Origin of the sequence: Streptomyces sp. NPDC021115 (genome assembly GCF_044333065.1) — a bacterium.
Classification (GTDB): Bacteria; Actinomycetota; Actinomycetes; order Streptomycetales; family Streptomycetaceae; genus Streptomyces.
On sequence record NZ_JBIRQF010000043.1, the window covers coordinates 1 to 13,280 of the forward strand.

1 protein-coding gene is annotated in these 13,280 nt (G+C 73.8%); it reads right to left on the bottom strand.

Going from position 1 to position 13,280, the window contains the following annotated elements:
* A partial coding sequence (locus ACH4TL_RS45635) for a type I polyketide synthase (RefSeq protein ID WP_398425527.1) occupies positions 1-13,268 on the bottom strand: 13,268 nt, incomplete at its 3' end.
* Positions 13,269-13,280 lie beyond the last annotated feature (12 nt).

A 13,280-nucleotide genomic window follows, 5' to 3' on the forward strand; every position in this document is an offset into this window, starting at 1 on the left:
AGTACGGCGTCCAGCGCCTCCGCGAACACCGGGAAACGCCCGTACAACTCCCGCCCCATACCCAGCCGCTGGCTGCCCTGCCCGGAGAACAGGAAGGCGACCGGTCCGCGAGCACCGCGTGCCACGCCGCGCTCGACCTCCGTCACTCCGTCCTCGGTGGCGAGCAGCACCGCGCGGTGCGCGAAGGCGGAGCGGGCCGTTGCCAGCGAGTAGGCCACGTCGGCGGCGGGCAGCTCGGGGTGGTGCTCGGTGAAGGACACGAGCCGTGTGAGCTGCGCGCGCAGCGCCTCCGCGGTCTTGCCGGAGACCAGCCACGGCACTACCGCGGGTACGGTCCGGGCGGGCTCGGTTTCCGGTCGCCGCGTGTCCGCCGGCGCCTGTTCGATGATGACGTGGGCGTTCGTGCCGCTCATGCCGAACGCCGACACGCCCGCCCGGCGCGGCCCGCCGGTCTCGGGCCAGGCGGCGGGCCGGCTGAGCAGCGCGAGTTCACCGGAGGCCCAGGCGATGTGCGGGGACGGGGCGTCCGCGTGCAGTGTTTTGGGCAGCGTGCCCCGCTGCATCGCCAGGACCATCTTGATCACACCCGCGACACCGGCCGCGGCCTGGGTGTGACCGAGGTTCGACTTGACCGTGCCCAGCAGCAGCGGGCGCTCGCGGTCCTGGCCGTAGGTCGCCAGCAGCGCCTGCGCCTCGATCGGATCGCCCAGCGTGGTGCCCGTGCCGTGCGCGTCGACGGCGTCGATGTCGGTGTACGCCAGCCCCGCGTCGGCCAGCGCCTGCCGGATGACGCGTTGCTGGGAGGGCCCGTTGGGGGCGGTCAGGCCGTTGGACGCGCCGTCCTGGTTGACGGCCGTACCGCGCACGATGCCGCGGACCTCGTGCCCGTTGCGTATCGCGTCGGAGAGCCGTTCCAGTACGAGCACGCCGACGCCCTCCGACCAGGAGGTGCCGTCAGCGTCACCGGAGAACGCCTTGCAGCGGCCGTCCGGGGCCAGCCCGCCCTGGGCGCTGAACTCCACGAAGGCGTCAGGGCCCGACATCACCGACACGCCACCGGCGAGCGCCAGCGAGCACTCGCCGCCGCGCAGCGCCCGGGTGGCCCAGTGCAGGGCGACCAGCGAGGCCGAGCAGGCGGTGTCGACGGTGACCGCCGGGCCTTCGAGACCGAGCACGTACGACACGCGTCCTGACAGCACGCTCGCGGTGTTGCCGGTGGCCGCGTACCCCTGCACGTCCTCGGAACCGGCCCGCAGCACGGTGGTGTAGTCCTGGCCGTTGGTGCCGACGAAGACGCCCGTCTGGCTGCCGCGCAGCGCGCCGGGGTCGATGGCGGCCCGTTCCAGCGCCTCCCACGAGGTCTCCAGCAGCAACCGCTGCTGCGGGTCCATGGCAAGCGCCTCGCGGGGCGAGATCCCGAAGAACCCGGCGTCGAACTCGGCCACGCCGCTGAGGAATCCGCCCTCGCGGGTGGTGGACGCCCCGGCCGCCAGCGCGTCCAGGTCCCAGTGCCGGTCGGTCGGGAACGGCGAGATCGCGTCGCGCCCCTCCGAGAGCAGCTGCCAGAAGTCCTCGGGCGAGGTCACTCCGCCGGGGAAGCGGCAGCCGATGCCGACGATCGCGATCGGGTCGTCGGCCGGGGGCCGGGTGGCGGGGTCCGTCGACCGGGTGGCGGGTGCCGCCCGCTCCGGCAGCGATCCGAGTAGCTCGGCGAGCAGGAACTCCGCCAGTTCCTGCGGGGTCGGGTAGTCGTACACCAGCGAAGCGGGCAGGGTCAGCCCGGTGGCCGTGGCGATCCCGTTGCGCAGTTCCAGCGTGGTCAGCGAATCGAAGCCCAGGTCCCGGAAGGTCCAGTCGGCCTCGACGGTGGTTGCGTCGGCGTGGCCGAGCACAGCGGCCACCTGGGTACGCAGCAGATCCAGCAGGAACCGGCCGCGCTCGGCGTCGGACATGCCCGCCAGCCGCTGCCGTAGCTCCGACTCGCCGGGCATACGGGCCGCGGCGGCGCCGCCGTCGGTCACCAGGACCTGCCGCACCTCGGGCAGGTCGCCGACGAGCGGGGCGGGCCTGGCGGAGGTGTAGGCGACGACGAAGCGGCCCCAGTCGACGTCGGCGACGGTGAGGGCGGTGTCGTCGTGCTCGACGGCGGCACGCAGCGCGGAGAGGGCCAGGTCCGGTGCGAGGGGCGTGAATCCGCCACGCCGTACCCGCCGTTCGATCTCGCCGCGGTCGTGGTCGGCGTCCGTGCCGCCGCCCACGGCGCTGCCGCCGCCGACCATGCCCGATCCGGCCCACGGGCCCCACGCGATCGACACGGCGGCGCGGCCCCGGGTCCTGCGGTATTCCGCGAGGGCGTCCAGGTAGGCGTTCGCGGCGGCGTAGTTGCCCTGCCCGGCCGCGCCGATGACGCCGGCCGTCGAGGAGAACAGCACGAATGCCGACAGCTCGGCGTCCTGGGTCAGTTCGTCCAGGTTCCGCGCGGACACCGCCTTGGCGCGCAGTACGGCCGCGAAGTCGTCCGGTGCCAGGTCGTCCACGACGCGGTCCTCGAGCACGCCCGCGGTGTGCATGACCGCGGTGAGCGGGCAGTCCTCGGGAATGTCCGCGAGGACCGCGGCGAGAGCGTCCCGGTCAGCGGCGTCGCAGGCCGTGATGGTGACCCGGGCGCCGAGTTCGGTGAGTTCTCGCCGCAGGGCGTCGGCGCCCGGCGCCTCCTGGCCGCGTCGGCTGATCAGCAGCAGATGGTCCGCGCCCTCGCGAGCCAGCCAGCGGGCGACGTGTCCGCCGAGGCCGCCGGTGCCGCCGGTGACCAGGACGGTGCCGCTCGGTGCGAACTCGCGCCCGGTCCTGTGGTCCGTCGTCACCGGGCTGTGTGCGAGCCTGCGCGCGAACACGCCGGAGGCGCGTACGGCGACCTGGTCCTCGGCGCCCGTGCCGGTGTCCGCGAGGACGCTCCGGAGCCGGCGCGCCGTGGCCGGGTCGATCCGCTCGGGCAGGTCGATCAACCCGCCCCAGCGCCGGGGGTGTTCGAGTGCGACGACGCGGCCGAGGCCCCACACGGCGGCCTGGTCCGGGCTGTGCACCGGCTCGGAGCGGCCGACGGACACCGCGCCTCGGGTGACGCACCACAGCGGGGCGTCGATCCCGGCGTCGCCGAGCGCCTGGAACGCGGTGGCCGTGCGGGCTGAGACCCCGCCGCCGTCACACGCGTCGTCGTCATCGAGCGCGAGCAGGGAGAGCACCCCGGCGAACTCGCCCTCGGGCAGCCTCTCCGCGAGCGATTCGCGGTCGGCTCCGGTGACCTCGACGCGTACGGTCGGCGCGCCGAGGCCATCGGTCACGGCGGTCAGCCACGTGTCGTCGCCGGACCCGGCCGGGGTGAGTACGAGCCACCGGCCAGGCAGGGCCTGCGACCTCGGCTCGGCGCTCGTCGGTTTCCAGATCGCCTGGTAGCGCAGTGCGTCGACGGTGGACCTGGCACGGCGGCGACGACGCCACGACGACAGCGCCGGAGCCAGCACGCTCACCGCCTCGGCGTCCAGGTCGAGCGTGGCGGCCAGCGAGTCCGTGTCCTCGCGCTCCACCGCGGACCAGAAGTCGGTGTCCGCTCCGTCCCCGGCGGCGGGCGCCACCGGGAGTGCGGGCTCCGCCCAGAACCGCTGCCGCTGGAAGGCGTAGGTGGGCAGTTCGATGCGCCGTGCGCCCATTCCGGCGAAGAAGCCGGACCAGTCCACGGAGACGCCGCCCACGTGCACGCCCGCCAGCGCGGCGGTGATGGCGGGCACCTCGTCGCGGTCGTGGCGCAGTGCCGGGATCACGGCGGTGCGCGCCCGTGCCTCGTCGCCCAGGCAGTCCTGGGCCATGGCGCTGAGCACCCCGTCCGGGCCGAGCTCGAGGAAGGTGCGTACGCCCCGCCCGGCGAGCGTGGCCATGCCTTCGGCGAAGCGGACGGTGCGGCGGACGTGCCGCACCCAGTAGTCCGGGGAGCCCAGCTCCTCGTCGGTGGCGAGTTCGCCGGTGACGGTGGACACCAGGGGGATCGCCGCCGCGTGGTAGGACACGCGCGCGGCGACGGCGGCGAAGTCGTCGAGCATGGCGTCCATGCGCGGCGAGTGGAAGGCGTGGCTCACCCGGAGCCGCTTGGTCCGCCTGCCGCGCGCCGCCAGGTCGGCCGCCATCGCCTCGACGGCGTCCTCGTCCCCGGCGATCACGAGCGAGGCCGGGCCGTTGACGGCGGCGATGGACACGCGGTCGGTGAGCAGCGGGGCGACCTCGTCCTCGGTGGACTCGACGGCGACCATGGCCCCTCCGGCGGGCAGGTCCTCCATCAGCCGCCCGCGTGCGGCCACCAGCGTGCACGCGTCCTCCAGCGAGAACACGCCCGCGACGTGTGCCGCGGCCAGTTCGCCGACGGAGTGCCCGGCGAGGTAGTCGGGTGCGATGCCCCAGGATGCGAACAGCCGGAACAGCGCCACCTCGATCGCGAACAGTGCGGGCTGGGTGTGGCCGGTCCGGTCGAGCAGCGCGGCCTCGGGTGTGCCGTCGTCCGCGAACATGACCTCGCGCAGCGGGCGGGCCAGCTCGGTGTCGAGGTGCGCCAGTACGGCGTCCAGCGCGTCGGCGAACACCGGGAACCGCTCGTACAGCTCCCGTCCCATGCCGGGACGCTGGCCGCCCTGCCCGGTGAACAGGTACGCGAGCCGGCCCCGGCCCATGCCACCCCCGCCACCGTGCACCACGTTCGCGTCGCTCAGGCCGTCGCGCAGCGCCAGCAGGCCGCGGCGCAGGCCGTCCTGGTCGCGGGCGATGACGGCCGCGCGGCGTTCGAAGCTCGACCGGGACAGCGCCTGTGAGTACGCCAGGTCCGTGAGGTGCGTTCCGGGCCGGTCCTCGACCAGGGACAGCAGCCGGCCGGCCTGCGCCCGCAGCGCGTCGTCGGTACGGCCGGACAGCACGACGGGGACGATCTCCGCGCGAGGCCCGGCGGCGGGCTCGGCGGGTTCCTCGACGAGCGGTGCCTGTTCGAGAACGGTGTGCACATTGGTACCGCTGATGCCGAACGAGGACACGCCGGCCCGGCGCGCCCGCCCGGTCTGCGGCCAGTCGGTGGGCTCGGTCAGCAGTTCCACCGCGCCCGCGGACCAGTCCACGTGGGACGACGGGGTGTCGGCGTGCAGGGTCGGGGGGAGGACACCGTGCCGCAGCGCCATCACCATCTTGATCACGCTCGCCGCGCCGGAGGCGGCCTGGGTGTGTCCGATGTTGGACTTGATCGAGCCCAGCAGCAGCGGCCGTTCGCGGTCCTGCCCGTAGGCCGCCAGCAGCGCCTGCGCCTCGATCGGGTCGCCGAGCGCGGTGCCCGTGCCGTGGCCTTCGATCGCGTCGATGTCCGCCGCGGACAGCCCCGAGTTGGCCAGCGCCTGCCGGATCACGCGCTGCTGGGACGGCCCGTTGGGGGCGGTCAGGCCGTTGGACGCGCCGTCCTGGTTGACCGCGCTGCCGCGGACCACCGCCAGGACCGGGTGCCCGTTGCGCCGAGCGTCCGACAGCCGCTCCACGAGCACCATGCCGACGCCCTCGGCGAGCGCCATGCCGTCGGCGGAGTCCGCGTACGCCTTGCAGCGTCCGTCGGGGGCCAGCGCCCGCTGGCGGCTGAAGCCGATGAAGGTGTTCGGCGTGGACATGAGGCTCACACCGCCGGCGAGCGCGAGCGTGCTCTCGCCGTTGCGCAGCGACTGGCAGGCCAGGTGCAACGCCGTCAGCGAGGAGGAGCAGGCGGTGTCGAGGGTGACCGCGGGGCCCTCCAGGCCCAGCAGGTAGGAGACCCGGCCGGACAGCACACTGGACAGCGTGCCGGTGACCGCGTGCCCGTCCGGGCCCTCCGAGCCGTCCGCGCCGTCGCCGCTGGGCGCGCCGCCTGCCTGGTAGTCCTGGTAGCTGGCCCCGATGAACGCGCCGGTGAGGGTGGAACGCACGGTGTCGGGGACGATCCCGGCGCGTTCGAACGCCTCCCACGCGGTCTCCAGCAGGAGTCGCTGCTGCGGGTCCATGGTCATCGCCTCGCGCGGCGAGATGCCGAAGAAGGCGGGGTCGAAGTCGGCGGCGTGGTGCAGGAAACCGCCCCGCGCGCTGTACGTACGCCCCGGGGTGTCCGGGTCCGGGTCGTACAGGGCGTCCGTGGGCCAGCCACGGTCGGCCGGGAATCCGGAGATCGCGTCCGCGCCCCCCATGACCAGTTCCCACAGCTCTTCCGGCGAATTGGCCTCGCCCGGGTAGCGGCAGCTCATGCCGATGATGGCGATCGGCTCGTCGGTGGTGGCGGACACGGCCGGGGCCGCGGCCCGCTGCTCGTCGCCGGTGATCCCGGTGCGCAGGAACTCGGCCAGCGCCACCGGGGTCGGGTAGTCGAACACCATGGTCGCGGGCAGGCTGAGCCCGGTGATCGCGGCGAGCCGGTTGCGCAGGTCGACCGCGGTCAGGGAGTCGAAGCCGACCTCCCGGAAGGCGCGCCGCTCGGCCACCGTATCGACGGAACCGTGGCCGAGCACGGCCGCGGCCTGGCCTCGTACTGTGTCCAGCAGCAGCCGGTCCCGCTCGACGGGCGGCAGGGCGGCCAGCTTCGCCGCGAACTCGCCGTTGCCCGCCTGCCCGGCCTGCGCCTCGGCGGCCTCGACCAGCCGTCGCACCTCGGGCACCTCGTCGAAGAGCGGCGTCGGGCGCACCGAGCCGAACACCGGGTAGTAGCGGTCCCAGTCGACATCGGCGATCGCGAGCACGGTCTCGTCGTCGTCCATCGCGCGCCGCATCCCGGTCAGCGCGAGGCCCGCGTCCATGAACTCCAGGCCGCTGCGCCGGATCTGGTCCGGGGCGACCCGGCCGATGCCGAGCTCGTTGGCCCAGATGCCCCAGTGGACGGACGTCGCGGTCAGGCCGCGGGCGCGCCGGTTGGCAGCCAGCGCGCTCAGGTAGGCGTTGCCCGCCACGTACGCGGCGTGCTGGCCGCTTCCCCACATGCCGGCGACGGACGAGAACAGCACGAAGGCGTCGAGTTCGGTGTCCGCCAGCAGCTCGTCCAGGTTCCGCGCACCGGCCACCTTGGCGTGCATGACCCTGGCGAACGCCGCCATGTCCGTCTCCGCCAGCGTGTGCAGCTCGATGACGGCGGCGGCGTGAATGACGGTGCGCAGGGTGTGGCCTTCGGCCGTCAGCCGGTCCAGCAGCGCGGCGAGCGCCTCGCGGTCGGTGATGTCGCAGGTGGCGACGGTGGCTTCGGTGCCCTGCCCGGCCAATTCGTCCACCAGCTCGGCGGCGCCGGGCGCGGCCGTGCCCCGGCGGCTGACCAGGACGATCCGTTCGGCGCCCTGGTTCGCCAGCCAGCGGGCGACGTGCGGGCCCAGCGTGCCGGTGCCGCCGGTGACCAGCACCGTGCCGCGCGGCTCCCAGGTCCGGCGCGGCTCGCGGTCACCGGCCGGGGCGCGCACGATGCGCCGGGTCAGCACACCGGAGGTGCGTATGGCGAGCTGGTCCTCGCCGCCCGTGGTCTCTGTTCCGGCCCCGGCCCCGGGCCCGGCTCCGGCCAGTATGGCCGCCAGCCGCTGCCCGCCCCGCTCGTCCAGGGTCTCCGGCAGGTCCACCGCTCCGCCGTAGAAGCGCGGGTGTTCCAGCGCGGCGGTCCAGCCCACGCCGAGCGCCTGCGCCTGGACCGGGCGGATGACCTGGTCGGAACGCCCGGTGGAGACCGCGCCCCGGGTCAGGCACCACAGGGGTGCCTCGGCGCCGGTGTCCTCCAGGGCCTGTACGAGGGCGACGGCCAGGGCCGTGCCGGCGGCCAGCTCGGGATACGCCCGGCACGGCTCCTCGGCGGCGGCCAGCAGGGACACGAACCCGGCGATGTCGCTGGTCTCGTCTCCCCCGTCTCCCTCATCCGTCTCGACCGCGTCCGCCAGTCGGGACGCCAGCACGGCACGGTCCAGGCAGGACTCGTCCAGCGCCACCCGGCGTACGCGTGCGCCGTGGGCCCGCAGCGCGGCCACCACGTCTTCGCCGGCACCACCCTCGCCCGTACGGCCTTCGCCTTCGGCGGTGACGACCAGCCAGGTGCCCGAGAGCGTCGCCCGGGGCAGGGCGGGCAGCGGCGTCCAGGTGACCTGGTAGCGCCAGTCGTCCACGGTGGACTGCTCGTGCTTGCGACGGCGCCAGGCGGTCAGTCCCGGCAGGATCGCGGCGAGAGCCTCCTCGTCGACGTGCAGGCTCTCGGTCAGACCCGCGAGGTCCGCGCGCTCGACGGCGGCCCAGAAGGCGGCGTCCGCCGGGTCGGCCGCCTCGGCCCGCTCGGCCTCGACCGGCCGTACCCACAACTGCTGGTGCTGGAAGGGGTACGTGGGCAGGTCGACCCGCTTCGCCGCCGTCCCGAAGGCGGCGGTCCAGTCGACGCGTACGCCCCGTACGTACGCCTCCGCCAGCGAGGTCAGCACGCGCCGCGGCCCGTCCTCGCCACGGCGCAGGGTGCCGACGGCCACGGCCGGCACCGCGGTCTCGTCGATCAGGGCCTGCACCCCCATGGTCAACACCGGGTGGGCGCTGACCTCGATGAACGCGCGGTGCTGCTCCTCCAGCAGCAGCGCGACCGCGGGCGCGAAGCGCACGGTCCGGCGGAGGTTGCGGTACCAGTACTCGGCGTCCATGCCGCTCGTGTCGAGCCAGTCACCGGTCACGGTGGACAGCAGTGGGACGAGCGAGGCGCGCGGGGTGATCGGCGCCAGCTCGGTGAGCAGTTCGTCGCGCAGATCCTCGACGTGCGCCGAGTGCGAGGCGTAGTCCACGGCGATCTTCCGCGCCCGTACGCCGTCCTCGGTCAGGCGGGCGAACAGTTCGTCCAGCGCTTCCGGATCGCCGCACACCACCACGGCACCTGGGCCGTTCACGGCCGCGATCGACAACCGCTCGTCCCAAGCCTCCAGACGGGACCGGGCCTCGTCGGCGGACAGCGCCACGGACATCATGCCGCCGCGCCCCGCGAGGCGCCGGCCGATCGCCTGGCTGCGCAACGCCACCACGCGGGCACCGTCCTCGATGGACAGCGCGCCCGCGACCACGGCCGCCGCGATCTCGCCCTGCGAATGGCCGACGACCGCGTCCGGAATGACGCCGTACGACTCCCACACCGACGCCAGCGACACCATCACCGCGAACGACACCGGCTGCACGACGTCGACGCGATCCAGCGACGGCGCACCGGGCTCCTGCCGCAGGACGTCCTCCAGCGACCACTCCACGAACCGGCCCAGGGCCGTCGCGCACTCGCGGAGCCGCTCGGCGAACACCGGCGACCGGTCCAGCAGAGCGGCGCCCATTCCAGCCCACTGCGTGCCCTGCCCGGGGAAGACGAACACCGTCTTCCCCTCGACGTCGGCCTCGCCCCGGACCACGGGAGCCGACGGGTCCTCATCGGAGAACGCGGCCAGTGCGGCCGACAGTTCGGCGCGGTCCGCGCCGACGGCCACCGCGCGCCGCTCGAACGCCGACCGCGATGTCACCAGGGAGAAGCCGACATCGGCGACGTCCACCGGATCGGCTTCGACGTGCGATACCAGGTCTGCCGCCCGGTCGCGCAGCGAGGCTCCGTCCCGGGCCGACAGCACCCAGGGCACCACGCCCCGAGCCTGCTCGGACGGCAACGAAGCCGGGGTGGGTTCGCGTTCGGGGTCCGGTTCGGCCGGTGCCTGTTCCAGCACCGCGTGCGCGTTCGTACCGCTGATCCCGAAAGACGACACCGCGCACCGGCGCGGCTGCCCGGTCTCCGGCCACGGCACCGGCTCGGCGAGCAACCGGAGCGCCCCCGAGGACCAGTCCACATGCGACGAAGGCGTGTCCACGTGCAGGGTCTGCGGCAGAACGCCGAGCCGCAGCGCCATCACCATCTTGATCACGCTCGCGACACCCGCCGCCGATTGGGTGTGGCCGATGTTCGACTTCACGGACCCCAGCCACACCGGCCGCTCCGGATCCCGGTCACGGCCGTAGGTCGCCAGCAGCGCCTGCACCTCGATCGGGTCGCCGAGCGGCGTGCCGGTGCCGTGTGCCTCCACCGCGTCGATCTCGGCGGGCGAGATCCGCGCGGTGGCCAGCGCCTTGCGGATCACCCGCTGCTGCGACGGGCCGTTGGGCGCGGTCAGTCCGTTCGAGGCGCCGTCCTGGTTGATCGCCGAACCGCGGATGACGGCGAGCACCGGATGCCCGTTGCGCCGCGCGTCCGACAGCCGCTCGACCAGCAGCAGCCCGACGCCCTCGGCCAGCGCCATGCCGTCCGCACCGTCGGAGAACGCCTTGCAGCGGCCGTCGGCGGCGAGCGCGCGCTGGCGACTGAACGCCACGAACGCGTCCGGCGTCGTCATTACCGTGGCGCCCCCGGCCAGCGCGAGCGAGCTCTCGCCGTCGCGCAGGCTCTGGCAGGCCAGGTGGAGGGCGACCAGCGACGAGGAGCAGGCGGTGTCGACCGTGACGGCCGGGCCTTCGAGACCGAGCGCGTACGCCACGCGGCCCGACAGCACGCTCGGGATGGACCCCGTGACCATGTGGCCCTCGGTGCCGTCGCCCGCGCCACGGCCGTAGTCCTGGTAGCTGGAGCCGATGAACGCGCCGGTCAGGGTGGAGTGCAGGGCGGCCGGGTCGATCCCGGCCCGTTCGACGGCCTCCCACGCGGTCTCCAGCAGCAGCCGCTGCTGCGGGTCCATCACCAGCGCCTCGCGCGGCGAGATGCCGAAGAAGACCGGGTCGAACGCGCCCGCGTCGTGCAGGAACCCGCCCTGTGTGGAGTAGGTCGTGCCGCTGCGGTCCGGATCCGGGTCGTACAGGCCGGTGGTGTCCCAGCCACGGTTGACCGGGAACTCCGAGACCGCGTCCACCCCCGAGGAGACAAGGTCCCAGAACTGCTCGGGCGAGTTGACGCCACCGGGGAAGCGGCAGCTCATCCCGATGATCGCGATCGGCTCGTCGTCGGTCGGCACGCCCGGTACGGCACCCGCGCCGGACGTATCGGTGGTGTCGGTGCCGTCGGCGGCGTCGCTCAGCAGCTCCGCCCGCAGGTATCGGGCCAGCGCGACGGGGGTCGGATAGTCGAAGACCATGGTGCTGGGCAGGATCAAGTCGGTGACCATGCCGAGCCGCTTGCGCAGTTCCACGGCGGTCAGCGAGTCGAAGCCGTGGTCCTGGAAGGCCCTGTCCGGCTTGATGGCGTCCGGGCCGGGGTGCCCGAGCACAGCGGCCGCATGGGTACGGACCAGGTCGAGCAGCACCGGCAGCCGGCCGCTCTCCGGGGCCTCATGCAAACGCTCGCGTAGCGCCGATGCCGCCGTTTCGCTCTCGCGCCGCGCTTCCCTGGCCGTCTCCGCGGCCTCACGCGCGCCGGGCAGCGTAGTGAGCGACGCGATGGACCGCAGGCTGAACAGCGCCTCCAGCACCTGCTTGTCGCCCAGGTCGGCGACCACCGTGGTCGCGTGCGGCTCGGCCACCAGCTCGGACAGGGCTTCCAACGCGAGCCGCGGTTCCAGCGCCGTAGTCCCCGCGTGCCGCGCCCGCGCGGCCATGCCGTCCCCGCTCCAGGCGCCCCAGGCGATCGAGGTCGCGGGCAGACCTCGCGACCGGCGCTGCTGAGCCAGCGCGTCCAGCACCGCATTGGCGGCCGCGTAGTTCGCCTGGCCGAGGTTGCCCAGGGCACCGGCCACCGACGAGAACAGCGCGAACACCGACAGACCGCGGTCGGCCGTCAGCTCGTCCAGCAGCATCGCCGGAGCGACCTTGGACTGGAACACTCCCTCGAACCGCTCCGGGGTCAGACCGTCCAGCATCGCGTCGTCCAGCACCCCGGCCGAGTGCACCACACCGGTCAGCGGGAACTCGGCCGGGACGGCGGCCAGTACGCCTTCCAGCTCGGCGCGATCGGCGACATCGCAGGCCACGACCGTGACCCGGGTGCCCAGTGCGGTCAGCTCCGCTTCCAGTTCCGGTGCGCCCGGCGCGCCCGGCCCACGGCGGCTCAACAACAGCAGGTGTTCCGTGCCTCGTTCGGCCAGCCACCGGGCCACGTGCGCGCCCAGCGCGCCGGTACCACCGGTGATCAGTACCGTGCCCGACGGCTCCCAGCACGTCGCGCCCTCACCCTCGACGATGGGGGTGAGGGTGGGGTCGACGGGCGGGACGGGCGCGGGAGCGGACACCAACCGACGGCCGTAGACGCCCGAGGCGCGAACCGCGACCTGGTCCTCATCCCCCGGCCCGGCCAGCACCCCGACCAACCGTCGCACGACCAGGTCGTCGAGCTCCTGTGGCAGATCGATCAGGCCGCCCCAACCGTCCGGGTACTCCAACGCGGCGACCCGGCCCAGCCCCCACACCGCGGCCTGCACAGGGTGGCTCACCGGATCGGCGGACCCCACCGACACCGCGCCGCGAGTCACCGCCCACACGGGCGCCCCGATCCCGGCATCCTCCAGCGCCTGCACCAGAACCGCCGTGTCCACCGCACCGGCGGGCACACCCGACCAACGAGCCCATTCATCAGCCGCGAGCAGAGACACCACACCCGAGGGCTCTGCCACACCCTGTGCAGTCAACTCGGCTATCTGCCGGGTAAGCTGCTCGGCCAACGCCGCACGCTCGGCGTCTTCGACCACCACCCGCACCACGTCCCCGCCCAGCGCGGCAAGCACGAACCGAACCCACTCGTGCTCGGCCTCGTCTGCCGGGACCACAACCAACCAGGTCCCGGACAACGCCGTCGGCAGCGTGCCGCTCAACGCCTGCCATGTCTCCCGGTACCTCAACGAATCCACCGCCGACCGGGTCCGGCTCCGGTTACGCCAGGCCGCCAGCGCGGACACCACGCCGTCCAACGCGTCCGTGTCGATCTCCAGGCGGGCCGCCAGGGCCTCCAGGTCCTCACTCTCAACCGCGGCCCAGAACTCCGCGTCGACCCCGTCCACGGCCATCCCGGCCTCGGTCCCCGCGCTCTGAGCCGCCTCGGGCCAATACCGCTGCCGCTGGAAAGCGTAGGTGGGCAGCTCGACCTGCCGCGCGCCGGTACCCGTGAAGAACGCCCGCCAGTCCACGGCCACGCCGGTCACGTGCAGGCGGGCGAGCGCGGTAACCGCCGCGGTCTCCTCCGGGCGGTCCTTACGCAGCACCGGCACGACCACGGCCTCATCCGGTGCCGACTCCCGGACCAGGGCCGACAGCACACCGTCCGGCCCCAGCTCCAGGAACGTCCCCACCCCCGCATCCGA